This is a genomic window from Mycolicibacterium canariasense (genome assembly GCF_002101555.1).
In the GTDB taxonomy this organism is placed as follows: domain Bacteria; phylum Actinomycetota; class Actinomycetes; order Mycobacteriales; family Mycobacteriaceae; genus Mycobacterium; species Mycobacterium canariasense.
The window spans coordinates 147,736-171,426 of sequence record NZ_LQOL01000050.1 but is presented as its reverse complement, the minus strand read 5'-3'; the positions used below and the strand labels follow the sequence as shown (position 1 = coordinate 171,426).

Genomic DNA, 23,691 nt, shown 5'->3' with positions numbered 1-23,691 from the left:
TCAGATCATCCTCGGGAAGGTGCGCCCACTTTCACGCCGCCTCGCCGAGGCTCATCCACAGGTTCTGATCATTGCTCTCTCCACCCAGGCGTTCTACAAGTGGCGCAAAGCACCGCTGTCACAGCGGGATTGGGACGACGCGCACCTGATCAACGCGGCTCGCGAGATCCACGCTGATGATCCCGCTTTCGGGTACCGGTTCATCGCTGATGAGTTGCCTGGGCGCGGGATCACCGCCAGCGAGAACCGTGTCGCACGGCTGTGTTCCCAGGAACGGATCTGGTCGATCTTCGCCAAGAAGCGAGGGCTGAACCGCCGATCCGGGCCGCCCGTGCATGACGACCTCGTGCAACGTCAGTTCAGCGCCCACGCTCCCAACCAGGTCTGGCTGGCCGACATCACCGAGCACCGCACCGATGAAGGCAAGCTCTACCTCTGCGCCATCAAAGACGTCTACTCCAACCGGATTGTCGGCTACTCGATCGACTCCCGAATGAAGTCGTCGTTGGCCGTGGCGGCGCTGGACCACGCTGTGGCGCTGCGCTCACCGGTTGCGGCGATTGTCCACTCCGACAGGGGTAGCCAGTTTCGATCGCGAAAGTTCGTCCACGCGCTGTCACACAACGGATTACACGGATCGATGGGCCGTGTCGGTGCCTGCGGAGACAACGCAGCCATGGAGTCGTTCTTCGCCCTGTTGCAACGCAACGTCCTGGACCGACGACGCTGGACAACCCGCGCCGAACTCCGGATGGCGATCGTCATCTGGATCGAGCGGACCTACCACCGCCGCCGGCGCCAACGCGCCCTCGGCAGGCTCACCCCGATAGAGTTCGAACTGCTCCACACACCAGTCGCAACCGCGGCCTGAAATTCACACCCCGCGAGTCAACTGAACTCGGGGCAGTCCCGGGTGATCGGCTCGCCATGTCGACTCCGTGCTATGACTCTGCCCCTAGCACCTGTTGGTCGGGATCTGACGATGTCGAACGGTCGGGCGGTTGCATCTGCAGACGGCGATTCCACCACCGAGGATTGCGCCGGGCCTGAAGACTGAGCCGACGGAATTCCATCCGCTGCAGTCGAAGGAGAACTGGAACACCCAGCAGCGGGACGATCGCACCACGGACCGCACCTCGGCGACCATTCTCCAGCAATCCGGCTACAGCACTGAGCCCCGAAATGTAAAGAATACCGTTGTAAGGCACCAGGATTGGGCCGCATAGTCCTTCGCACTCGGACAGGCTTGGCACACCAAATCTCCAGCGCTTCGGCCAGTGTATGAAGTGAGCCAACACGGTCGTCAGGAACAGGCCGTTCACAACACCGAGGACAGCCTCGTGACGCTTATCGGCACGTTCCGCCATGCGAAGTACTACTGCGGTGCTCATGCCCCAACCCGTCGCTGCCGGCACCGGACCAATCACCGACGCGAACGGCATCGCAACTCCGGACAGCAATTCGTAGAAGACATGCGCGCTCGCTGACACGGCGCCAACTTGTGTGCAGATTTGCCGGGACGTCTTCGGACGCTGACGGGACGGCGGTAATGGCCCTTCCGCCCGCATCAGCGGAATGCCTGAACGCGCGATGCGGCCACGGCGCAACGCACTTCTTCGTGAAGAGGTCGTTCCATATGGCGGCTTTCACCACAAAAGTACTTGTCGACCTACACGTTACTCCGTAGCTGTTGGCCGCCATCGGCGTCGAAGAGTTCCTTGGTCCAACGTTCGAGGATTTCTGCGCTATCCCAGTCGTCGGGATGGAACCCGGCGTGGGTGTAGGAACGGAAGCGCTCAATCGCTGCTCGGCTGAACAGCGGGTTATGACGGAAGGCTCGAAGGCTGCGCAGCAACCGCACCGGGTTGTAGGCGGCACGATCGCCGGCCAGAGAGCGGGTGGTCTGGATGACCAACTCGGTGAACAATAGGAGACTGGCGATCCGCATTCCCCAGACCCTGGTGCGTTCGCTTCCACCGACCGTCTCGTAGACATCGAAAGCGACGGCCTTGTGCTCGCATTCCTCCAGTGCGTGCCAAAGCAGAATCGGCCGCACCTCGGTGTAGCCGATCAGTTCTTGAGCTTCGTCGCTGGTGAGAATGATCTCGGCGAATGTCGCCGTGTAGTGCTCGAGGGCTGCCGTCACAGCCAGGCGCATCTTGGGAGAAAAACGCTTCTCGAGTCGGCCAACCAACTTCTTGATATGCCGATCGATCCCCTCGGTGGGATAGCCCATCGCTTGAAGGCGATCGTTGAGCAGCCGATGCTGGTGCCGGTGGGTGGCCTCTTGAGCGATGAATCCCTTGACCGCCTCCTTCAGGTCAGCGTCGCTGATGTGGTCCCGGTACTCGCGGACTGACCGGATGAAGAAGTCTTCGCCTTCGGGGAACGTGGCCGACAAGGTGGACACAAAGTGGCTCATCACCAAGTCGCCATCGACGAAGTGCTGCCGACTGGTCTCAGCAGGCATGTCGAATCGGACACGGCGGGGCTTCGGGACGACCCGCGTGGTGGGCCGTGTGGACGAATCGTCGCTCATGTTGTTCTCCTGTTGTCATGGGCACTGATGATCTGACTTTACGCCTAGTCAGAATTAGATGGCAAGCTATGCGTTGTGCGATCGGTGCGGGTGTACAGCGGGATGTCCGCCGAGGAGCGTCACCGGAACAGGCGCACGCGTCTCATCGAGGCCGCGATGGAGTTGATCGGCACGCACGGCGTTGCCGCCGCCACGGTGACTGCCGTATGCGCTGAGTCCGGCGTGACGTCACGCTACTTCTATCAGCATTTCCCTGACAGAGACGCCCTCTTGCGAGCTGTCTACCAGCAGCTCTACGCAACCTTCCAGGAGGTGATAGTTGACGCGATCCCCGATGCCGGCGCCCCACCCGAGGTGCTCGCGTACGCGCCGATCCGCGGGCTGGTCAGCATGATCAACAATGATCCTCGACTGGGTCGGATCTTGTTCGTGGAATCTGCAACGGAGCCGCTGCTTCGGGAGTTACGCAGCGACATGATGACCGGTTTCACCGACCTCGTATTGCGTGAGGCCAGACTTCACCTTGACATCGCCGACTCCGCAGTGGGCGTTGCCCATTTGGCCTCGACATTGGGTGTGGGTGGGTTATTCGAAGTCTTGCGCCGCTGGCTCGACGGAGAACTCGAGTTCACCACCGATGAACTCGTTCAGCACTGCGCAGGTTTCCTGGGCAGCCTCGGCAGCTATGTGCTGCTGCAGAACGCAGTCGAGTCGGCCACGACCAAAGCCAAACCTCAGAGTTAGCTTCTGGCGCCTCCCGGCCGCGCTTCGCGAATGTCGAGGTGCCTCCGCTTGCTTCATTCCGGACTGAACACATGAACGCCGCTGTACAACATTAGAGGCCAGCGTCGTCGACCAAATAACGTTCGGCGAGCGTCTCGGCAAGCCGACTCGTGTGCTCCACGATCTCCCCCTGGATGACGTCAAGCAAACCTGCATGCCATGCGGTGATCAATTCGACGAAGCCACCAACGGCCACCAGTGTGTCCATCCGAAGGGCGGTTTCATCGGCTTCCGGCCTCAGGTGTGGCTCACTGGCTGCGATCACCAGGTGTGTCGCCTCCTGCAGTGCGACAGCGCGCCGATCCTGAAGCGGGGAACTGCCCACGTGTTGAGCCAGTAGAATCTTCGCCCTGCCCGGATCCTCTGCAATCCGGTCGACCACCGCGGCGATGGTCACGCGGATGGTCTCCATCGGCGGCTGCCCGATGCGTTCTGCGAGCGTCGCAGAAACCTCACCGAGCATCTCGTTGCGCACGCCGTCCCATGCAGCGACAAGTAACTCGTCGCGGGTCTTGAAGTCTTCGTAGAAGTAACGGTCGTTCAGGCCGGTTTTGGCGCACACTCCTCTCATCGTGACTGCTGCCCAACCGCTTTCACTCCAGATTTCCGTCGCGGCATCAATGAGGCGCTGACGGCGCTCCGCCCGGCGTTCAGCACCGGTACGCCCGCCCCATCTCTTCGACCGCGTCCGCACATGTCCATCTTGGCAAGCCACAGTAGGTCGCAACACTTTGGTAGCATCCGCCCCCAATGGGGGCGCGTGCCACCATAGGACTCCGCGGAGGGCAGCGATTGACGATCAGAACGCTCAAACTTCGAGTTCTCAGAGACGTGGCAGCGGCTGTCGTCATTCCCGCCCCCAGCAGTGATCGTGCGGCACTGGCGACGGTGGCGGTAGGAGGCGCCCTGCACGCCGTGCAGGTATTCGCGGCCGACTGGCCCGCCGCAATCCCGTAGGGAGTCGACTCATGACGCTCTTGAGCGAGGCCCCCACCGGTCGCCGTCACCACTTGCACTACGTGCGGTAGCGTACCGATACCGGCAGTATCGCTACCAGTGGAGGCCAAGTGACCGACGGCAGTGCAGATGCCCCAAGCCAGGCCAAGCGGCCTGGTCGGCGCGCCAACGGATCCACCGACCCGGCCGACACTCGCGAGTACAGCGAACGGTTGGCGACCCTGGCCCGGTTCACCCTCCGACACAAAGCGCTCGTCATCGGGGTATGGCTAGGCGCCGCGGTGGTTCTCGCGCTGCTGTTCCCACAGCTGGAAACCGTGGTGCGCCAACAGTCGGTGGACCTCATTCCTCGCGACGCCCCGTCCTTGCAGACGGTTGACCGCATGAGCGCCGCGTTCGGCGAAGAAGGCTCGAAAACCATGGTGTTCGTCGCCATGGAAGACCCCACTGGCTTGACTCCAACTGCACGGCAGCGCTACGGCGAACTCGTGCGCCGGTTGCAGGCCGAGGGCGACCACGTCCTGCTGGTGCAGGACCTGCTGGCCGATCCGATTACCGAAGCTCAGGCAGTCAGCGCCGACCGCAAAGCCTGGTATCTGCCCGTCGGTGTCACCGGCACCCTCGGAGACCCCACGGCAGCCGAATCCTTGAACGCGGTGCGCGACATCGCCGCGGAGGTGTTCACCGGATCGACCACGACCGTCCAAGTGACGGGACCACCGGCGACCTTCAGCGACATGATCGCCTCCGCCGAGCACGACCTGCTGTTGATCTCGATCGCTACCGCCGGCGTGATCGCCCTGATCTTGCTGATCGTCTACCGGTCAGTGTTCACCGCGCTGTTGCCACTGCTGGTAATCGGGTTGAGCCTGGCGGTTGGGCGCGGCGTGCTATCCGCCCTCGGCGAGATGGGCATGCCGGTCTCCCAGTTCACCGTCGCATTCATGACGGCGATCCTGCTCGGCGCCGGAACTGATTACACAGTTTTTCTGATCAGCCGGTACCACGAGCAGCGCCGCGCCCAAGTACCCGCCGATCAGGCGATCATCCACGCCACCGCCAGCATCGGGCGCGTCATCCTGGCGTCCGCCGCCACCGTGGCACTCGCGTTCTTGGCCATGGTCTTCGCGCGGCTCAGCGTCTTCGCCGCCCTGGGCCCCGCGTGTGCCATCGCCGTGCTGTTCGGATTTCTGGCGACCGTCACCCTGCTGCCACCCGTGCTGTCGCTAGCCGCCAAACGCGGCATCGGTGAACCCAAATCCGATCGCACCCGCCGCTACTGGAACAGCGTCGCCGTCGCCGTGGTCCGCCGTCCGGTGCCACTGCTGATCGTCAGCCTGGCCATCCTGCTCGCCCTGTCGGCAGCCGCTGCGACCATCAAAATCAGCTACGACGACCGCAAGGGACAACCAGACACCACGGCCAGCAACCAGGGCTACCAACTTCTGGACCGCCACTTCCGCAAGGACGTCGTCATCAGCGAGTTCCTCGTCGTAGAGAACCCGACCGACATGCGGACCGGGAGGGGGCTGGCCGATCTCGACGAGATGGCCTCTCGCGTCTCCCAGATCCCCGGCGTCACCAGGGTGTCCGGAGTCACCCGCCCCACCGGGGAGCGCCTCGACCAAGCAGAACTGGCCTGGCAGAACGGCCAGATCGGCGAGAAAATGGCCGGCGCGGTCGCCGAGGGCAACTCACGCAAGGACGACCTCGCCAAACTCACCGGCGGCGCCGACCAGCTCGCCGACGGCCTCGCCCAACTCGATGGCACGGTGCGCACCGCCCTCGCGCCACTGGCCGGAATCCTCACCCAAGCTCAATCCGCGGGAACTCAGGTCAACCAGTTCCGCCCACTGCTGCAACAACTTTCCGCCACCGCCCCCGCCGTCGACCAAGCCATCCAATCCGGCCCAGGACTGCGACCGCTGGCCAACCAGGCGCAGAACGCGATCACCCAGCTCGATCCACTCGTGGGCGCGCTCAACACCTCACCGTGGTGTGCCGCCACCCCGCAGTGCGCCCAAATTCGTGACCAGGTGAAGATTTTGGTCAGCCTGCGCGACAGCGGATTCTTCGACCAGATCGCCGACCTCGGGGACCGCTACGATCCCGCGACCAATGCCACCGTTGGTGGCACCCTCTCCAACGTCCAGAACGCAGTCGCCTCGCTGGACAAGGCATTCGGAGCCCTCGGTGACCCCGCCGACCTAGCCACCAATCTCCGCCGATTGCAGGAGGGAATCGGACAGCTCGCCTCCGGCGCTCAAGCACTCGCGACCGGTGTCCGCACCCTCGCCGACAGCAACATCGAAATGCTGTCCGGTATGAGCCAGATCGCCACCCAACTACAGAATTCCTCACGCGCAGCGGCGGACTCCGACTCCTCGAGCGGTTTCTACTTGCCCGCTAATGCATTCGAGAACCGGCAATTCACCGATGTTGCCAAGCAATTCCTCTCACCGGACGGCAAGACCGCGCGGTTCATGATCGAAAGCAGCCACGACCCTTACAGCGTCGAAGCCATGGAGCTCGCCAGCCGCATCACCGACACCGCCAACACCGCACGACCCAACACGTCGCTCGCCGACGCCACCGTATCCGTCGCCGGCTTCCCCGCCGTCAACTCCGATATCCAACGATTCCTATGGGCCGACTTCGCACAACTGGCCGTCGCCACCATAATCATCGTCGGCGTCATCCTGGTCCTACTGCTGCGCGCACTCCTGGCACCGCTCTACCTCTTAGGCACCGTCGTGCTCAACTACCTCGCCTCGCTCGGCATCGGCGTTGTGGTATTCCAATGGGGACTGGGCTACGAAATCGCTTGGCCCGTACCATTACTGGCATTCATCATCCTCGTCGCCGTCGGCGCCGACTACAACATGCTGCTCGTCTCACGGCTCCGCGAAGAATCCGGGACCAACATCCGCGTCGGCGTCCTGCGCACCGTGGCAAACACCGGAGCCGTCATCACCTCAGCTGGTCTGATATTCGCCGCCAGCATGTTCGGCCTCATGGTCGGCTCAGTCGCAATCATGATCCAAGCCGGCCTCATCATCGGCTTCGGACTGCTGCTCGACACCTTCCTCGTGCGCACCCTCACCGTGCCCGCGATCGCCACACTCCTACGCGAAGCCAGTTGGTGGCCCACCAAAGCAACGCGGACCCCAGTAGCTGACACCGCCACGCAGAAATAATGAGCAACGCACTACTAGTGGAAGCGAGGAATGCGAGGGCCATTCACAGCCGTGATCTTTGGTTGCGGATCCGTCGGAATCTGGCGTTGCAAGCCCGTCGAGTAAGCGTCCATGAACTGCTGCAGCTTTGCGTTCAGGCGCCGCCCATAGCCGACTGGATCGTCTTGGTAGCCCACCTGGATAGGGGGTCCGACCAGCCGTTCCATGCCAGTGAATCGCGCCAGCACGCCGACGAATGCTCAGTATTCTAGAGCCGCGAGCACACCGTCACACTGAAATATTCGGTCGTACCGGCCCGAAGTTCGTTGGCGCAGAATTCCTTTGTCCACCAATTTTGTGATGGCGGTGTTCGCTGCCTGGTAGGAAACACCGTGCAACGCTGCCGCAGCCGACGCCGTGATCATCGGGTAACCGATCAGGTCGTCAGCGATCCTGAGCGAGACCCCTTTGGCTCCGCGCAAGATCACCTGAAATTCCTCACGGAGCGCCAGGAGCTTGTCCACTCGCTCAACGACTTCCAAGGCCTCGGCATGGATGGCCGCGGAAATGAAGCACACCCAGCTGTCCCATCCACCGGTCTGCGACACGCGCAACAATCCGTCCTGATACTCGGTGCGGTGTTGCTCCAGCCACGGTGAGATGTTCAGGACCGGAAAACGCAGTTCACCAGCACTCATCAACTGCAGCGCCATGACGAGACGCCCCAGCCGGCCGTTGCCGTCATGAAACGGGTGCAAGGTCTCGAACTGATAGTGCGCGACCGCTACTCGGATGATCGTCGGTATTGCGCTGGGTTCCCGGATCCAGTCCTGCCACAGCCGCAACCCGTCGAGCAGCCGATGATCAGCCGGAGGCGGCACGAACCGAGCCGACGTGACACGCCGATTGCCGAGTCCGATGAAAACCTGAGTGGTGCGGACGCTGCCCGCGTGCGAGCCATCACTGGCGGTCCCACGCAGGAGTTCGCGCTGTAAATCCTCGAGCATCCGAACCGATATCGGTTGCCCTTCGGCCACGAGTTCGTATGCCCGCTCAGCTGCGGTGACGTAGTTCCTGACCTCACTGACCGAACTGGTGAGCTCCTCAGCTTCGAGAAAGTCTGCTTCGAAAACGTCCGCCAAGAACGCGTAGGTGCCCTCCAGCGCGGAGGTACTTACCGCTTCCCGACGAGTGGCCGGCCGAGCGAGCAGGCTCGGGTTCGGCAGCAATGAAGACGCTTGGTCGGCACGTGCCATCGCCGCCGCGGCGTCGATCACCGCGGCATAGGTCTGAGCTTCCAGTTTGAGGTCCGCAGGAAGGGGGTCCGGCACGTAGGCGACGTATTCGTACGCCTCACCTAATCGGGGGTCATGACCCCCGATTGGCACCAACCGTCCGATCGGGCTGTTACGAAGCGCCTCGATATCCATCGGATCCACCTCAACTCGCCAAGCTTGAATTCCAGGAGTGCAATTTCAAGGTTAGCGCCTCAACCTTGAAAACTGACATCCTGATTTCAAGGTTCCCGCTCTCGGTAGATCAGAAGCGGCCTTGACCACCAAGGTGTCTCAGTCCGCAGGCAGTCCGCAGTAGATTTTCGCGACTCCTGCGCGCGCCAACCCACCCAATACAGCTGAGCTGGGAAACTTACGCGGGCCAACGTACCCAACGTCATCAAAACCCCAGGTGGCGTGGTTCGGGACGAAGAGGTCGTGGGTTCAAATCCCGCCACCCCGACTGAGCCGAGAGACGAGCGAGCTTGCTCGTTCGTCCGAGGCGAGGGAAGGGGTTGACGGCGCGCAGCGTCGGATACCCCGACTCGTGTGATCGCAGGACAGAGGCCCTGACCGGTTACCCGGTTCGGGGTCTTCTTCCGTTCCAGTCCGCAGTAGATTCCAGCGACCTGGTTCGGGCGTCGTCCAGAGCCGCCGAAACAAGCTCCAGATCATCCGGGAACAGGTCGGCGGAGGTGACCGAACCGTCGCGATGCCGCGCCATCGCCGCCGCACGTGCTGGGGCCTGTCACGCTGACGTCGTCCCTCTCGTCTTAGGTCGCCGGGGGGCTCGGCTCCGCGGGATCCTCGGTGAGGATGAAGTATTCGCGCATCTCCACGATGCGCCCGTCGACGACCTCGGCGACGCCCGCAACGCGCCCGGACACGATCAATTCACCGGTGGCACTGTAGAAGTCATCGACGCGCTCGGTGAACACGAAGCGGCCCCGCGACTCGATGAACTTGAAGTCCACAGTCATCGTCTCGAAGCCCGGCGGGAAGCTCTCCGCCAGGGCTCGGGCCTCGTCGATGCCCACGGTCGTCACCATGCCGACGTTCTCCCACACCGTCTCCGGGGTGAAGAACTCCTCGAAGGACGCCAACACGGCGGCCTTGGAGCCGCTCCAACGCTCGAGGAATTGCCGCACCACGGCACTGGGGTCGGCGGTCGTGGTGGTCTGGTGGGTCGCATCCGATGTGGTCATGACGTCCACGGTGCCGTACCGACCTGCGGCGCGGAACGGTCAGTTCCGTCCCCGGTTCAGCGCAACCTGGGATGAATCAGTCCCTCCCTCCGATCGTCGGCCTGCTGGAACAATTGATCGATGACCAGTCGCCCGGACCCCGCCGGTTCCCTCGGGGACTTCCTGCGGGCTCGGCGCGACGGACTGGACCCCACCGAGGTGGGGCTGTCCCTGCTCGGGGCCCGGCGGCGCGTTCCCGGGCTGCGCCGCGAAGAGGTCGCCCACCTCGCCGCCATCAGCCACGACTACTACGCCCGACTCGAACAAGGTCGCATCGCCCCCTCACTCGCGGTCCTGAAGACCCTGAGCGACGTGTTGCGCCTCGACGCTGAACAACGCGCCTACCTCTACGAACTTGCCGGCAAACCGGTCCCTCGCCGACGGACGTCAGAACAGCACCGGGTGCGGCCCCAACTTCAGCGGCTACTGGACGCGATGACCGAGATTCCCGCCTTCGTCTTCGACCATCGATTCGACATCCTCGCGTGGAACCCGCTGGCCGCCGCCATCTACGTCGATTTCAGCCGCATACCGCCGAAGCAGCGCAACTACGTGCACCTGGTGTTCACCCACCCCGACGTCCGTGCGCTCTACGCCGACTGGGACACCGTCGCCCGCGATTGTGTAGCCAGCCTGCGCAGATCCGCCGCCCGCACCCCCGACGACGCACGCCTACTCACACTGGTCGACGAACTCCGCACCCGCAACGCGGTCTTCCGCACCTGGTGGCCCGCCCACGAAGTCGTCGACTCCAGCAGCGGAACCACCGTCCTGCGCCACCCCATCGCCGGCGAACTGACCCTGGAGTGGAACACCTTCCTCAGCGACACCGACCATGACCAACGCCTCATGACCATGACCGCACCTCCACACAGTCCCACCCATCAGGCTCTGAAATTCCTCAACTCCTGGACCGAGAGCACCGCTCAATAGACTCATGGCCGTTCCCGCGCCGGCGTGACAAAGGGGCCGTTGTCGTCTTCGGCTCAGCATGACGGCAGAGGCAATTGGGGTGTCGTCGACGTGTCCCCAGAGGATGTGCGCGATTTCGTGGAGCAAGGTGAATAGGACTTTGTAGAGTCGCTGCCTCGTCCCGATGGTCCGATTACCGGGTGGCCATCCACGAACAGCGCACACCCCGTCAGTGAAACCGATCAGCGTCAGTGTCCGGTGTGTGAGCGCCGGAGCCTTATGTCTGCCGGGCCAGGGCCGTAAGACCCTAGAGCCCTGATCGCGACGGTGTTTGAGTGTGGTGTATGAAATCGAGGACTTGGACCGGCTGGGCTGCGGTAACCATTGGTGTGTGCGCCGCGATCGCGTCATTCGCGTTCAGTTCGACTCGCGTCGGGTCGGGGTTCGTCTTCGGCTTCAGCGCATTCGTCGCCTTTTTCGGGGCGCTGACACTCCTCGCCCACAACCGGGCCCCCGATCACTGGGGGCTGTTCGTCGTGGGTGCGGCAATGTTCGTCGTTCCCTTCGTCGGGAACGGCTACAGCTACGACCGGTGGGCCTCTTGGACCTGCTGGGTGGCGGGTGGCCTCGCGATGATCCTGGGCGGGTTCGCCTGGACGCAGGACCGCACGCCGACCGAGTACGGCATCACCGAATTGGGTGACAGCCAACGGCTACGCCAGCCCTGGAGTTACTGGATCGGGCGGATGGCGCTGAGCATCGGGCTCGCCAGCGTGCTATTGGGAATCGCGTTTCGCCCGACGGCAGCCGGGGCGGCGGTCACCATCGGCCTAGGCGGAATGATCGCCGTAGTCGCCGTCTGGTCGCTACTCGCCTCCGAGCCAACCCACAACTTCCTGACGCTCGCCATCATCGGACTGGCGCTCTTCTTGTCGCCCTGGGTTGCCGGGTTCGCCGGGGAGAAGCTGGCATGGGTGGCCTGGGCGGCTGGTGCCGTCACCACCGCCCTCGGCGTCGTCGGCTACGTGGAGGATGAGCGCCTGGACTTCGCAGCCGCCGTCCGCGACGATTCGATGAAGCAGTACCGCAGGCGATACCGCTGACGCTGCTCTGCAATCGTGCTCGCTCGGCACCCAGAACCTCTGCACTCGGCCCGGCCCATCAGCGTGTCCTTGCATTGCGGGTAGGTTCTCTTCATCGAATGGCGGGCATGCGGAGGACGCGATGTGGAGGGCCAGATCGCTGGTCGGCGGCCAGGGCGGTGAGCTCAAGCGCCGCATGCTGCTGGGCTCGTTCACGGCTCTGCTACTGCTCTACGGCCTGGCGGCGTTCAGCTCGTACGTGGTCGACGTCCCCCGCACGGACGGCCGGGGCGAACTGCTGGCCTGTGCCGCCGCGGTCCTGGGTCTGACACTGATCGCCCGGCCGCGCCCGGGTCCCCGCAGGCAGGCGGCGACCATGGTCTGCCTGGCCGCCGCACCGGTCCTGTCGATCCTGTTCCATCAGGCGCTCGAGGCGCAGGTGTGGTCGGTGGTGCCGCTGATGTTCGTCGCGATCTTCATCCGCACCTGGTATCCCGCGGTGCCCGCGCGGATCGCCACCACGGTGCTGATCGCGGCCGCCATCGGCGGTCTGCTGTTGGCCCCGGTCCCGGTGCCGGGGCTGTGGCTGGTCATCTACGCCGTCAGCATCCTGGGCGCGCAGGAGGTCTTCGGGATCATCACCTCGGCGCTGATCGAGGCGGCCTTCCGGGATCCGCTGACGTCGGTGTGGAACCGTACGGGTGTCGACGAGCACGCCCGGCGGCTCACCGAACACGCGCGCCGTACCCGAAAGCCGTTGGCCGTCATGGTGTTCGATGTGGACGACTTCAAGACGGTCAACGACGTGCACGGCCATCCGGCCGGTGACGACCTGCTGATCCGGGTGGCCGAGCAGTTGGCCGGACGGTTGCCCGAGCGCGGGGTTCTCGGCCGGATCGGCGGCGACGAATTCGTGGTGATCGTCGCCGGCTACGACCTGGCGGCGGCCCGCCGGCTGGCCGGTGAACTCGCCGCCGGACATCAGGTGGCGGTCTCCTTCGGTGTCGCGGCCGGGGACCCCCGCCGCGACCACGTGCGAGCCCTGTTCGCCGGCGCCGATGACGACCTCTACCGGCGTAAACGGCTGCGCCGTTGACAACCGCCGGTTTGCCGCGGGCCGTTTGTGGCCACCCTGAACCGCATGGAACAGCAGCAGACGCCCCCGCCGACACCCGAAGACGCCACCCAGGCCACCGCCGAGCAACGCGAGCTCCAGGAACAGCTGGATCGGCAGAACGAAGACCCGGACGCGCCGGCCCGCTTCCAGAGCCGCCGTCAGATCGCCGACGAGACGTGAAGCGCTTAGTCTGGCAGGGTGTTCGAGGCCGGTGACGTCATCTCCGGCTTCGTCGTCGAGACGTGTCTCGGCGGTGGCGGGGCGGCCGACGTGTACCGCGTCCACCGCACGGGTGAGGCCGAACCCTTGGCGCTCAAGGTCATCCACACCGACGCCACCAACCGCGACCTCGCGCGCGAGCGGCTGACCCGCGAGTTCGCCATCGCCTCGACCTTGCGTCACCCGCACATCGTGGCCACCTACGAACACGGCGAAACCGCATCGGCACAACCGCAGTTGTGGATGGTCATGCAGTACGTCGACGGCCCGTCGGCCTCGGTCTTGGTCCCGGCGGCGGGCCATGAACCGGATGTCGAAGCCGTGGTCACGGTGGCCGGGCAGATCGCCGGAGCACTGGACTATGCCCACGCGATGGATGTGATCCACCGAGATGTCAAGCCCGCCAACATCTTGCTGTCCGCCGACCGTCACCAGAGCTATCTCACCGATTTCGGCATCGCGCAGCTCGCCGACGACGTGCGGACGCTGGCCAGCAACGGCCGGGTCCGGGGCTCCATCGCCTACGCCGCACCGGAACTACTGCAGGGCCAGCAGTTGAGTGCGGCGACGGACCTCTACGCGTTGGCATGCACCGTATTCGAGTGGCTCACCGGCGCACCCCCGTTCCCGCGCGGCACGGCGTTCGCCATCACCTATGCGCACCTGCGCGACCCTATCCCCATGATCACCGCTCGCCGGTCGTGGTTGCCGGGTTCACTCAACGCGGTGTTCGCCAAGGCCCTCGCGAAAGACCCGGCAGCCCGCTATGAATCCTGCGCCGGCTTCATCGATATCGTCGCCCGTACCTTGCGCGACGTCCCGCTGCCGCGGCGCCGTTAGGCAGGCCGCGCCGGGCCGTGTAGCGCAATGTTTACATAGCTCGACTTTCGCACACCGCCCGCCCGGCTTACGGTCGAGCGACCACGCAGTCACCGACGGGGAGCGGGATGACCACAGAATCGACGTACGACAATTCAGCCCTGAGCCACGAGGACGAGGGCTATCACAAGGCCCTCAAACCTCGCCAGATCCAGATGATCGCCATCGGCGGGGCGATCGGCACCGGCCTGTTCATGGGTGCAGGCAGCCGGCTGAACAGCGCCGGACCGGGCTTGTTCCTGGTGTACGCGGTCTGCGGCATCTTCGTGTTCTTCATCCTGCGCGCCCTCGGCGAGCTGGTGCTACATCGTCCGTCGTCGGGCTCGTTCGTCTCCTATGCGCGCGAATTCTTCGGCGAGAAGACCGCTTTCGTGACGGGTTGGCTGTACTTCTTCAACTGGGCGGCCACTGCGATCGTGGACGTCACGGCGGTCGCGCTGTATATGCACTACTGGGGGATGTTCGAGGCGGTCCCGCAGTGGCTGATCGCCCTCATTGCGCTGGGCATCGTCCTGACCATGAACATCATCTCCGTGAAGCTGTTCGGCGAGATGGAGTTCTGGGCGTCGATCATCAAGGTCGCCGCGTTGGTGACCTTCCTCATCGTCGGTATCGTGTTCCTGGCCGGACGTTTCGAGATCAACGGCCAGGCCACCGGTTTGGGTGTGATCGCCGACAACGGTGGCCTGCTGCCGGTCGGTATCTTCCCGCTGGTGGTCGTGACCTCGGGTGTGATCTTCGCCTATGCCGCAGTCGAACTGGTCGGCATCGCGGCGGGCGAGACAGCGGATCCCCCCAAGGTGATGCCACGGGCCATCAACTCGGTGATCGTGCGCATCGCCTTGTTCTACGTCGGCTCCCTGGTGTTGCTCGCGCTGCTGTTGCCCTACACCGAATTCCACAAGGGTGAGAGCCCGTTCGTGACGTTCTTCTCCAAGATCGGGGTACCCGCGGCCGGCGGCATCATGAATCTGGTGGTGCTCACCGCCGCGATGTCCAGTCTCAACGCCGGGCTGTACTCCACCGGGCGCATCCTGCGGTCGATGGCGATGAACGGCAGCGGCCCGGCCTTCACGGCGAAGATGAACCGCAACGGCGTCCCGTTCGGCGGGATCGCCCTGACCGGCGCCCTGACATTGCTCGGCGTCGTGCTCAACCTGTTCGTGCCCGAGGACGCGTTCAACATCGCGCTGGACCTCTCGGCGCTTGGCATCATCTCGACGTGGGCCATGATCGTGGCCTGTCAGCTCCAGCTGTACCGCTGGGAGCGCAAGGGCATCCTGCAGCGGCCGAAGTTCCGGTTGCCGGGCACGCCCTACACCGGCTATGCGACGCTGGTCTTCCTGGCGGCGGTCACCATACTGATGTGTTACGAGAACGTCTGGAACCTGATCGCGATCATCGTGCTGATCCCGATGCTGGTCGGCGGCTGGTACGCGGTGCGCGGCAAGGTGACGGCGATGGCGGCCCAGCGCATGGGCTACACCGGCGACTACCCGGTGATCCCGCAGCCGCCGGTTCCGGAAGGTCCGGGCGAACACCGGGACTGAGGCCCCGGGGCCAACCGGGTCAACTCAATGAACACCCCCAGCGCGGCGGCGCTTCGGCACCCTTAACGGGTGTCGAGCGTCACCGGCTGCGCGGTGCTCTCCAGGTTGACCGGTGCGGCCGCCCTACCCCAAAATCTTGAGCGTGGGTAGACGCACCGAGGAAGATCAGGTGAACGACGTGACGACGCGGCTACTGGAAAAATACGCCGGCCTGCCCGCCGAACACGTCACCGCCGCCGTCGCCGACGCCCACAAGCATTTCGTCGCCAGCACCGTGCGCGACTACATCGCCCTGCTGGTCGAACGCCGTGCCGTGGCCAACCTACAGCCGCGCCTTCACGGCCGCGGATAGCCGCGACCCGTCCGCCTTGCCCGCGGCGATCGCCGTCGCCGCCTTCATCACCTGGCCCATCTGACGCATCCCGGGCCGCTCGCCGATCTCCTCGGCGATCTGTGCGATCGCGGTGTCGACCACGTCGGCAACTTCGGCCTCGGTCAGTGGCGTCGGCAGGTACTCGTCGATCACCCGGGCCTCGGCGTGCTCGTTGGCGGCCAGTTCGCCCCGTCCGTTCTGGGTGTAGATCTCCGCGGCCTCGGCCCGCTTCTTGGCTTCCCGCGCGAGCACCTTGAGCACCTCGTCATCGGACAGTTCCCGCGCCTGCTTGCCGGACACCTCCTCGGCCCCAATCGAGGCGATCAGCATCCGCAGCGTCGCCGTCCGCAATTTGTCCTGTGCTTTCATCGCCGCGGTGAGATCCGCACGAAGCCGGTCTTTCAGTTCCGCCATGGCTGCGACGCTACGCCCGTCCCGAACTTCCTGGATACGTTGTCAATTACCCGAGTCGACTACAGGATGGTGGCCATGTACAGCGATCCCGGTGGGTATGGGGCCGAGTCCCGCCCGGTCTACCCGCCGCCCGGCTACGGTGGCCACCCCGGCTATCCCCCACCGGGTCACGGCTACCACCTCGGTTTTCAAGGCGGTTATCAAGGCGGCTATCCGGGCCCAGCCCCGGAGCTCAAACCGGGCATCATCGCGCTGCGTCCGCTGAACCTGTCCGACATCTTCAACGGCGCCTTCGCCTACATTCGGACCAACCCCAAAGCCACCCTGGGACTGACCACCATCGTGGTGGTCATCGCCCAGCTGTTCGCGCTGATGCTGCAGATCACCCCGCTGGCCAGCAGCGGTGCGCTGGACTCCGCCTACACCGGCGACGACGCGCCGGCGGTGGCGCTGATCGGCCCCACCCTGGGCACCATGGCCGGTGCCGTCGCCACCTGGGTGTCGGGCATCGTGCTGGCCGGGCTGCTGACCGTCATCGTGGGCCGCGCCGTCTTCGGATCGGGAATCACCATCGGCGCGGCCTGGCAGCGGCTGCGCGGCCGAATCTGGGCACTGCTCGGATTCACCGCGCTCGAGGCGGCGGGGGCGGTGCTGCTCATCGGGGTCGCCGTCGGGCTGACCGTCGTGGCCGTCGTGGCAGGCAACGCCGCCTCGGGATTCCTGGTCGGCATTCCGCTGCTGCTCGGCACGATCATCGTGGTGGTGTATCTCAGCACCATGCTGAGCTTCGTCCCGCCGCTCATCGTGCTGGAGCGGCTACCCATCCTCGCCGCGGTGCAGCGCTCGTTCGCGTTGATCCGAAACGATTTCTGGCGGGTGTTAGGCATCCGGTTACTGGCCACCATGGTGGCGGGCATCATCGCCGGCGCGGTGGCGGTGCCGTTCAGCTTCGGCGGCCAGATTCTGCTGTTCGCCTCGGAAACCACCGCCGCGGCGGTGGCCGGACTGGTGCTGATCTCCGTGGGTGCGGCGATCGGGCAGATCCTCACCTCGCCCTTCACCGCGGGCGTGGTCGTGTTGCAGTACACCGATCGCCGGATCCGCGCGGAGGCCTTCGATCTGGTGTTGCAGACGGGTGCCATTGCCGGTCCGGTCGCCCCCGCGGACAGCACCGACCACCTCTGGCTGATCCGCCGGCCCTGACGTGTCCGGACTCGAGATCGACAGCGACGCCGCCCACGAGGCGGCGCAACGCGAACTGGGCAAGCCCATCTACCCGAAACCGTCGCTGACCGACCAGCTGTGGGCCTGGCTCGAGCACCTGCTCTACCAGGTGTTCAATGCGGGTTCGTCGGTGCCCGGCGGGTGGATCACCATCGGGCTGCTGTCGCTACTGGTCGTCATCGCGGCCGTGGTGGCGATCCGGGTGGCCATGCGCACCATGCACACCCGGCGCGGCGGTGACGCCGCCCTGTTCGACAACCACCAGCTCGGATCCGCCGAACACCGCGCCCTTGCGCAACAGTGTGCCGCGCAAGGGGATTGGGCGGCCGCCATCCGGCACCGGCTCCGTGCGGTCGCGCGGCGGCTGGAGGAGACCGCGGTGCTCGACCCGGCGCCAGGGCGCACCGCCACCGAACTCGCCCGCGATGCGGCCGCCGCACTGCCCGCTCTGCACGACGAATTGACCCGGGCCGCTGAGATTTTCAACGACGTGGCCTACGGCGACCGCCCGGCGACCGAGGCCGGCTACCGCGTGATCGCCGACCTCGACGACCACTTCGACCATGCCCCGGCCGCCCCGCCGGACGCGCCGAGCGCCGCACCCGACACCTGGGTTCCGGTGCGATGACGCCGACCACATCGCCGGCTCCACCGAGGGCGAGTCGGTGGCGGACCGCCCGCTGGGTCACGCTTGCGGTGGCCGCCGTCATCGCCGTCGCCGTCCTGACCACGGTGCTCACCGCGCCGCGGCCCGGCGGGCTGATGGAGGCCGGCTCCACCGCACCCGACGGCGCCCACGCCCTGGTCACCCTCCTCGAGGAGCACGGTGTCGACGTCATCGTCGCCGACGATCTCGACGCGGTGGTCCGTGCCGCCCGCCCCGACACCTTGATCGTGGTGGCGCAGACCTTCTTCCTCTACGACGACGACACGCTGGCGACCCTGGCCGGCCTGCCCGGCGACCGGTTGGTGGTGGCCCCCACGTCGGCCACCAGGGAGCGGCTCGCCCCCGGTGTCCGCCGCGACGGTGCCACCCCGTTCGGCGGCGCCCCCGATTGTGATGTGCCCGAGGCCGTCCGCACCGGCGAGGCCGACCTCGGCCTCAGCGATACCTTCGCGGCGGCGGGGAATCGCACCGTCAGCCGGTGCTATCGCGGTGCGCTGGCGCGCTACACGGACGCGGGCCGCACCGTCACCGTCGTCGGCAGCAGCAATTTCATGACCAACGGTGGCCTGCTCGGCAAGGGCAACGCCGCGTTGGCGATGAACCTGGCCGGCGCAAGCGACCGGGTGATCTGGTACGCGCCACAGCGCACCGAGGGCGGCACCAAGGGCGCCAAGACGATCACCGACCTGATCCCCGACCGGGTGTACTGGGCGGTGCTGCAAATGTGTCTGGCCGTCGCGCTGATCGCGTGGTGGCGGGGACGCCGGCTGGGGCGCCTGGTGGCCGAGGACCTACCGGTGGTGGTGCGGGCGTCGGAGACCGTCGAAGGCCGGGCCCGGCTGTACCGGTCCCGGCGGGCCAGGGCACATGCCGCCGCCGCGTTGCGCACCGCCACCCTGGGTCGGCTGCTGCCGCGATTGGGTCTCGGCGGCACCGCGAGCGAGGCCACCGTCAACCAGGCCCTCGCCCAGCGTTGCACACAGTCTCCGAATACGTTGAGCCACATCCTGTTCGGGACCCCACCGGGAACCGACGCCGAACTCCACCAACTCGCCATCCAGCTCGACGACATCGAAAGGCAGGTCACCCAGTCGTGAGTCAGCCCTCCCCCCAGGACGCCGCCCGCGACGCGCTGCTCGCCCTGCGCAACGAGATCGGCAAGGCCGTCGTCGGCCAGGAAGCCGTGGTGAGCGGCCTGGTCATCGCCTTGCTGTGCCGGGGGCACGTGCTGCTGGAGGGCGTGCCCGGCGTGGCCAAGACGCTCCTGGTGCGCACCCTGGCGGCGGCCCTGCAACTGGACTTCAAACGTGTGCAGTTCACCCCGGACCTCATGCCCGGCGACGTCACCGGCTCGCTGGTGTACGACGCCCGCACCGCCGAATTCGAATTTCGGGCCGGCCCGGTGTTCACGCACCTGTTGCTGGCCGACGAGATCAACCGCACCCCGCCCAAGACCCAGGCCGCGCTGCTGGAGGCGATGGAGGAGCGGCAGGTCAGTGTCGACGGCGAACCCCGCCCGCTACCGGACCCGTTCATCGTCGCCGCCACCCAGAATCCCATCGAGTACGAGGGCACCTATCAGCTGCCCGAGGCACAACTGGATCGCTTCCTGCTCAAGCTGAACGTCCCGCTGCCACCGCGCGATCAGGAGATCGCCATCCTGGACCGGCACGCGCGCGGCTTCGACCCGCGTGACCTGTCGTCGGTGCGACCGGTGGCGGGTCCGGCCGAACTGGCCGCCGGCCGCGACGGGGTACGCCAGGTGCTGGTCTCGGGGGAAGTACTGGGCTACATCGTCGATATCGTGGGCGCCACCCGGCAGTCGCCGTCGTTGCAGCTGGGGGTGTCCCCGCGCGGGGCCACCGCGCTGCTGGCGACCGCGCGGTCGTGGGCCTGGTTGTCGGGCCGCAACTACGTGACCCCCGACGACGTGAAGGCGATGGCCCGGCCCACCCTGCGGCACCGCATCGCCCTGCGTCCGGAGGCCGAGCTGGAAGGTGCCAGCCCCGACGGTGTGCTGGACGGCATCCTGACCTCCGTACCGGTGCCGCGCTAGTGGTGTTGACCGGCCGCACCGGCGTGATCGCGGTGATCGGCACGCTGCCGGTGGTGCTGTCACCTTGGCCCGCAGCGACATTCGTCCTGTTCGCGGTCCTGCTGGCCGTGGCGGTGGGCGTCGACGCGGCGCTGGCCGCGGATCCGCGGGCGGTGCAGGCACACCGTTCCGGCGATACCACCGCACGGCTGGGCCAGCCGGTGCGTACCGAGCTGATGTTGCACAACGGCGGGTCACGGCGGCTGCGCGGCCGGGTCAGGGACGCCTGGCCGCCCAGCGCCTGCGCGACGCCACGCGACCACGCGCTCGAAATCGCTGCGGGACAACGCTTCCGAAGCGTCACCACGCTGGCGCCGGTGCGGCGCGGCGACCAGCACCCGGCACATGTGACGGTTCGCTCCATCGGTCCGCTCGGCCTGGCCGGGCGGCAGCGGTCGCATCACGTGGACGGCACGGTGCGCATCCTGCCGCCGTTCCTGTCCCGCAAGCACCTGCCGTCCAGGCTGGCCAAACTGCGCGAACTCGACGGCATGGTTCCGGTGCTGATCCGGGGACAGGGCACCGAATTCGATTCGCTGCGTGAATATGTCGTCGGCGACGACGTGCGTTCGATCGATTGGCGGGCCACCGCACGACGGGCCGACGTGGTGGTCCGGACGTGGCGCCCCGAGCGCGACCGCCGGGTGGTGATCGTGCTCGACACCGGCCGCACCTCGGCCGGGCGCATCGGGGTGGACCCGACATCCCAGGACCCCAGCGGCTGGCCGCGGCTGGACTGGTCCATGGACGCCGCGCTGCTGCTGGCCGCGCTGGCGGCACGGGCCGGTGACCACGTGGATTTCTTGGCCCACGATCGGGTTCCACGGGCCACGGTGTTCAACGCCGCGCGCACCGAGGTGCTGGCCCAGTTGGTCCAGGCGATGGCACCCTTGCAGCCCGCCCTGATCGAATCCGATGCCGCGGCAACCGTTTCGGCCGTGCAACGCCGGGTCCGCCGACGGGCCCTGGTGGTGCTGCTCACCGACCTCAATGCTTCGGCCCTGGACGAGGGGCTGATGGCGGTGCTGCCGCAACTGGCCGGCCGGCACCAGGTGTTGATCGCGGCGGTGGCCGACCCCCGGGTGGACGAATTGGCGGCCGGCCGGGCCGACGCTGCACAGGTCTATGACGCCGCGGCGGCCGAACGGTCACGCAATGACCGCCACGAGATCGCGGCCCGGCTGCGACGCCACGGCGTCGATGTCGTCGATGCGCTGCCCGAGGAGCTGGCCCCCGCGCTGGCCGACCGCTATCTGGCGATGAAGGCCACCGGCAAGCTCTAGCGGGTCGGCAGCACGTCCGGCGCGTCCGCCACATCGCCGGACTCGCCGGCCCGCGCCGCCTTGCGGCCGAAGTGGATGACATAGGTCAGAAACAGCGCCTCCGCGGCCACCCCGATGCCGATCCGCAGGAATGTCGGCAGCGGCGAGGGGGTCACCAGCGCCTCGATCAAGCCCGATACCAGGAGCACCACCACCAGCCCGACGGCGACCGCCACCACGGCGCGGCCCTGCTCGGCCAGCACCTGCCCACGTGGCCGCTCGCCCGGCGCGATCACCGTCCAGCCCAGCCGCATTCCCACCGCCGCGGCCAGGAACACCGCAGTGAGTTCGAGCAGTCCGTGCGGAATCAGCAGGCCCAGCAACACATCCGACTTGCCGGCGCCGTACATCAGCCCGCCGGACACGCCCACATTCAGCGCGTTCTGGAACAGCACGTACGGAATCGGGATGCCGAGCAGAATCGCGAAGCCGATGCACTGCGCCGCCACCCACGAGTTGTTCACCCAGACCCGCAGGCCGAACGAGGCGGCCGGGTTCTCGCTGTAGTAGGCGGCGAAGTCGTGATTGATCAGCCGCTCCAGTTCGGCCGGCGTCCCGATCGAGGCACGCACGTCCGCGTTGCCGGCCACCCACACCCCGATCACCACCGCGACCGCGAAGAACGCCACCGCCGTGCCCAGCCACCACCGCCAGGACCGGTAGGCCACGACCGGGAACGACACCGTCACAAAGCGGATCAGCTCGCTCCACAACGGCGCGTGCGCTCCGGTGACCACCGAGCGGGCCCGGGCCACCAGACCCGACAGCCGACCGACCAGCACCGGATCCGCAGATGCGCTACGCACCTTCGACAGGTGGGTGGAGACCCGCTGGTAGAGATCGACCAGCTCGTCGACCTCGTCACCGGTCAGCGCGCGGCGGCGTTTGACCAGCTGCTCCAGCCGGTCCCAGGTCGCGCGATGAGCCAGCACGAACGCGTCGACATCCACCCCGACGAGCCTAGTAGCGTTCGAGGGCATGGTCTCCCAGCCGGAACCCTTGGTGACGGGCGATGCGGTGGTGCTCGAGGTGTCGATCGCCCAGCTACCGGTCCGCGCTGCCGCGGCGTTGATCGATCTCATGGTGATGCTGATCGGCTACGTCCTGGGCGTCACGCTATGGGCGTTGACGCTGGCGGACTTCGATTCCGCGCTGTCGGCAGCGGTCCTGATCATCTTCACGGTATTGACGCTCCTCGGTTATCCGGTGGTCTTCGAGACCGCGACCCGCGGGCGATCGCTGGGAAAGATGGCGCTCGGGTTGCGCGTGGTCTCCGATGACGGTAGCCCGGAACGATTGCGCCAAGCAATCTTTCGCGCTTTGGCCGGCGTCATCGAAATCTGGATGTTCACCGGGGCGCCGGCGGTGCTGTGCAGCATGGTGTCACCGCGGGGCAAGCGCATCGGTGACGTGTTCGCCGGCACCATGGTGATCAGCGAGCGCACGCCGCGGCTCAACCCTCCACCCCCGATGCCCCCGGCGCTGGCCGGGTGGGCCGGCACGATCACGCTGTCGGGCCTGGGGTCGGCGCAGGCGGAGATGGCGCGCCAGTTCCTGTCCCGCACGACACAGCTGGATCCGCGGATGCGCGAGCAGATGGCCTACCGGATCGCCGGCGAGGTGCTGGCCCGAATCGCGCCGCCACCCCCGCCGGGCGCTCCGCCTGAGCTGGTGTTGGCGGCGGTGCTGGCCGAGCGGCACCGCCGCGAGCTGGAGCGGCTGCAGGTGGCGCGGCCGGGATCCGCGCCGTCACCGTCACCGCCGCCGGTGCCGCCCGGCACGGCCCCACCGCCGACGAACAGCGGGTTCACCCCTCCCGGCTGACGTAGTGGGACACTTATGTCCCATTTTGGGCCAATTCTGG

The 23,691-nt window shown here is 66.3% G+C and carries 23 protein-coding genes; 16 read left to right on the top strand and 7 right to left on the bottom strand.

All coding sequences use genetic code 11. The annotated features are described in order from the left end of the window. The coding region (locus AWB94_RS15730) for an IS3 family transposase (RefSeq protein ID WP_234811750.1) at positions 1 to 871 on the top strand (871 nt) is incomplete at its 5' end. Between the two features lie 70 nt (positions 872 to 941). Here AWB94_RS15730 and AWB94_RS34640 read toward each other — a convergent pair. Together AWB94_RS34640 and AWB94_RS15725 are read right to left on the bottom strand one after the other, a co-directional pair. After that, positions 942 to 1,490, bottom strand: a complete 549-nt coding sequence (locus AWB94_RS34640; RefSeq protein WP_052537336.1) for a hypothetical protein — start codon at positions 1,488 to 1,490, stop codon at positions 942 to 944. A gap of 179 nt (positions 1,491 to 1,669) precedes the next feature. Continuing rightward, positions 1,670 to 2,539, bottom strand: coding sequence for a metal-dependent hydrolase (locus AWB94_RS15725; protein ID WP_011895469.1), 870 nt, complete (start codon positions 2,537 to 2,539; stop codon positions 1,670 to 1,672). Positions 2,540 to 2,641: 102 nt separating this feature from the next. On the opposite strand from AWB94_RS15725, the gene AWB94_RS15720 reads away from it, so the two are divergent. After that, positions 2,642 to 3,283 carry a TetR/AcrR family transcriptional regulator gene (locus AWB94_RS15720; protein ID WP_011895470.1) on the top strand — a complete coding sequence of 214 codons (642 nt, stop codon included), beginning with the start codon at positions 2,642 to 2,644 and terminating at the stop codon, positions 3,281 to 3,283. Positions 3,284 to 3,374: 91 nt separating this feature from the next. On the opposite strand, the gene AWB94_RS15715 is transcribed toward AWB94_RS15720, so the two are convergent. Continuing rightward, positions 3,375 to 4,016 carry a TetR/AcrR family transcriptional regulator gene (locus AWB94_RS15715; RefSeq protein ID WP_085981140.1) on the bottom strand — a complete coding sequence of 214 codons (642 nt, stop codon included), beginning with the start codon at positions 4,014 to 4,016 and terminating at the stop codon, positions 3,375 to 3,377. Positions 4,017 to 4,389: 373 nt separating this feature from the next. On the opposite strand from AWB94_RS15715, the gene AWB94_RS15710 reads away from it, so the two are divergent. Beyond that, on the top strand, positions 4,390 to 7,476 hold the full coding sequence (locus AWB94_RS15710; RefSeq protein WP_062660222.1) for an MMPL/RND family transporter: 3,087 nt from the start codon (positions 4,390 to 4,392) through the stop codon (positions 7,474 to 7,476). Positions 7,477 to 7,715: 239 nt separating this feature from the next. Here AWB94_RS15710 and AWB94_RS15705 read toward each other — a convergent pair whose 3' ends face one another. Beyond that, positions 7,716 to 8,885, bottom strand: coding sequence for a Fic family protein (locus AWB94_RS15705; protein WP_062660257.1), 1,170 nt, complete (start codon positions 8,883 to 8,885; stop codon positions 7,716 to 7,718). A 617-nt stretch (positions 8,886 to 9,502) separates the two neighbouring features. Next, positions 9,503 to 9,934 carry a limonene-1,2-epoxide hydrolase family protein gene (locus AWB94_RS15700; protein ID WP_131805459.1) on the bottom strand — a complete coding sequence of 144 codons (432 nt, stop codon included), beginning with the start codon at positions 9,932 to 9,934 and terminating at the stop codon, positions 9,503 to 9,505. A gap of 120 nt (positions 9,935 to 10,054) precedes the next feature. Between AWB94_RS15700 and AWB94_RS15695 the strand changes: the two genes are divergently transcribed. The 7 genes from AWB94_RS15695 to AWB94_RS15670 all read left to right on the top strand — a co-directional run bounded on the left by AWB94_RS15695 (position 10,055) and on the right by AWB94_RS15670 (position 16,084). After that, positions 10,055 to 10,906, top strand: coding sequence for a helix-turn-helix domain-containing protein (locus AWB94_RS15695; RefSeq protein ID WP_062660220.1), 852 nt, complete (start codon positions 10,055 to 10,057; stop codon positions 10,904 to 10,906). Positions 10,907 to 11,229: 323 nt separating this feature from the next. Next, a complete protein-coding gene (locus tag AWB94_RS15690) occupies positions 11,230 to 11,988 on the top strand; it encodes an SPW repeat domain-containing protein (RefSeq protein ID WP_062660219.1) in 759 nt (252 codons plus the stop codon). A gap of 121 nt (positions 11,989 to 12,109) precedes the next feature. After that, positions 12,110 to 13,063 (top strand): GGDEF domain-containing protein, encoded by a 954-nt coding sequence (locus AWB94_RS15685; RefSeq protein ID WP_062660218.1) that lies wholly within the window; start codon positions 12,110 to 12,112, stop codon positions 13,061 to 13,063. A 45-nt stretch (positions 13,064 to 13,108) separates the two neighbouring features. Then, complete coding sequence (locus AWB94_RS35140; protein ID WP_165605432.1) at positions 13,109 to 13,264, top strand: hypothetical protein; 156 nt, start codon at positions 13,109 to 13,111, stop codon at positions 13,262 to 13,264. Positions 13,265 to 13,282: 18 nt separating this feature from the next. Next, positions 13,283 to 14,143, top strand: a complete 861-nt coding sequence (locus tag AWB94_RS15680) for a serine/threonine-protein kinase (protein ID WP_062660217.1) — start codon at positions 13,283 to 13,285, stop codon at positions 14,141 to 14,143. A gap of 107 nt (positions 14,144 to 14,250) precedes the next feature. Beyond that, positions 14,251 to 15,732, top strand: a complete 1,482-nt coding sequence (locus tag AWB94_RS15675) for an amino acid permease (protein ID WP_062660216.1) — start codon at positions 14,251 to 14,253, stop codon at positions 15,730 to 15,732. A 142-nt stretch (positions 15,733 to 15,874) separates the two neighbouring features. Then, a complete protein-coding gene (locus tag AWB94_RS15670; protein ID WP_062660215.1) occupies positions 15,875 to 16,084 on the top strand; it encodes a three-helix bundle dimerization domain-containing protein in 210 nt (69 codons plus the stop codon). On the opposite strand, the gene AWB94_RS15665 is transcribed toward AWB94_RS15670, so the two are convergent. After that, complete coding sequence (locus AWB94_RS15665; RefSeq protein WP_024454614.1) at positions 16,055 to 16,519, bottom strand: GatB/YqeY domain-containing protein; 465 nt, start codon at positions 16,517 to 16,519, stop codon at positions 16,055 to 16,057. The two genes, AWB94_RS15670 and AWB94_RS15665, sit on opposite strands and share 30 nt — an antisense overlap. 66 nt (positions 16,520 to 16,585) lie before the next feature. On the opposite strand from AWB94_RS15665, the gene AWB94_RS15660 reads away from it, so the two are divergent. The 5 genes from AWB94_RS15660 to AWB94_RS15640 are packed head-to-tail and all read left to right on the top strand — an operon-like array spanning position 16,586 to position 21,788. Continuing rightward, positions 16,586 to 17,722 carry a DUF7847 domain-containing protein gene (locus tag AWB94_RS15660; RefSeq protein ID WP_062660214.1) on the top strand — a complete coding sequence of 379 codons (1,137 nt, stop codon included), beginning with the start codon at positions 16,586 to 16,588 and terminating at the stop codon, positions 17,720 to 17,722. A 1-nt stretch (position 17,723) separates the two neighbouring features. After that, a complete protein-coding gene (locus tag AWB94_RS15655) occupies positions 17,724 to 18,371 on the top strand; it encodes a DUF4129 domain-containing protein (RefSeq protein ID WP_062660213.1) in 648 nt (215 codons plus the stop codon). Further along, entirely contained in the window at positions 18,368 to 19,507 is a 1,140-nt protein-coding gene (locus AWB94_RS15650; protein WP_062660212.1) for a DUF4350 domain-containing protein, read from the top strand. The genes AWB94_RS15655 and AWB94_RS15650 overlap by 4 nt, the downstream gene beginning before the upstream one ends. Then, positions 19,504 to 20,466, top strand: coding sequence for an AAA family ATPase (locus AWB94_RS15645; RefSeq protein WP_062660211.1), 963 nt, complete (start codon positions 19,504 to 19,506; stop codon positions 20,464 to 20,466). Before AWB94_RS15650 ends, AWB94_RS15645 begins: the two co-directional genes overlap by 4 nt. Then, entirely contained in the window at positions 20,466 to 21,788 is a 1,323-nt protein-coding gene (locus tag AWB94_RS15640) for a DUF58 domain-containing protein (RefSeq protein ID WP_062660210.1), read from the top strand. The genes AWB94_RS15645 and AWB94_RS15640 overlap by 1 nt, the downstream gene beginning before the upstream one ends. Here AWB94_RS15640 and AWB94_RS15635 read toward each other — a convergent pair. After that, the gene (locus AWB94_RS15635) at positions 21,785 to 22,777 is read right to left on the bottom strand and encodes a stage II sporulation protein M (RefSeq protein ID WP_062660209.1); all 993 of its coding nucleotides are present in this window, start codon (positions 22,775 to 22,777) and stop codon (positions 21,785 to 21,787) included. The genes AWB94_RS15640 and AWB94_RS15635 overlap by 4 nt on opposite strands. Positions 22,778 to 22,805: 28 nt before the next feature. On the opposite strand from AWB94_RS15635, the gene AWB94_RS15630 reads away from it, so the two are divergent. Then, positions 22,806 to 23,651, top strand: coding sequence for an RDD family protein (locus AWB94_RS15630; RefSeq protein ID WP_062660208.1), 846 nt, complete (start codon positions 22,806 to 22,808; stop codon positions 23,649 to 23,651). The last annotated feature ends 40 nt before the right edge of the window (positions 23,652 to 23,691 follow it).

Excerpts from the sequence above, each read along its gene's own strand:
- AWB94_RS15725 (WP_011895469.1), bottom strand. The coding sequence starts at position 2,539 with ATGAGCGACGATTCGTCCACACGGCCCACCACGCGGGTCGTCCCGAAG.
- AWB94_RS15720 (WP_011895470.1), top strand. The coding sequence starts at position 2,642 with ATGTCCGCCGAGGAGCGTCACCGGAACAGGCGCACGCGTCTCATCGAG.
- AWB94_RS15705 (WP_062660257.1), bottom strand. The coding sequence starts at position 8,885 with ATGGATATCGAGGCGCTTCGTAACAGCCCGATCGGACGGTTGGTGCCA.
- AWB94_RS15700 (WP_131805459.1), bottom strand. The coding sequence starts at position 9,934 with ATGACCACATCGGATGCGACCCACCAGACCACCACGACCGCCGACCCC.
- AWB94_RS15695 (WP_062660220.1), top strand. The coding sequence starts at position 10,055 with ATGACCAGTCGCCCGGACCCCGCCGGTTCCCTCGGGGACTTCCTGCGG.
- AWB94_RS15690 (WP_062660219.1), top strand. The coding sequence starts at position 11,230 with ATGAAATCGAGGACTTGGACCGGCTGGGCTGCGGTAACCATTGGTGTG.
- AWB94_RS15685 (WP_062660218.1), top strand. The coding sequence starts at position 12,110 with ATGTGGAGGGCCAGATCGCTGGTCGGCGGCCAGGGCGGTGAGCTCAAG.
- AWB94_RS35140 (WP_165605432.1), top strand. The coding sequence starts at position 13,109 with ATGGAACAGCAGCAGACGCCCCCGCCGACACCCGAAGACGCCACCCAG.
- AWB94_RS15675 (WP_062660216.1), top strand. The coding sequence starts at position 14,251 with ATGACCACAGAATCGACGTACGACAATTCAGCCCTGAGCCACGAGGAC.
- AWB94_RS15665 (WP_024454614.1), bottom strand. The coding sequence starts at position 16,519 with ATGGCGGAACTGAAAGACCGGCTTCGTGCGGATCTCACCGCGGCGATG.
- AWB94_RS15660 (WP_062660214.1), top strand. The coding sequence starts at position 16,586 with ATGGTGGCCATGTACAGCGATCCCGGTGGGTATGGGGCCGAGTCCCGC.
- AWB94_RS15650 (WP_062660212.1), top strand. The coding sequence starts at position 18,368 with ATGACGCCGACCACATCGCCGGCTCCACCGAGGGCGAGTCGGTGGCGG.
- AWB94_RS15630 (WP_062660208.1), top strand. The coding sequence starts at position 22,806 with ATGGTCTCCCAGCCGGAACCCTTGGTGACGGGCGATGCGGTGGTGCTC.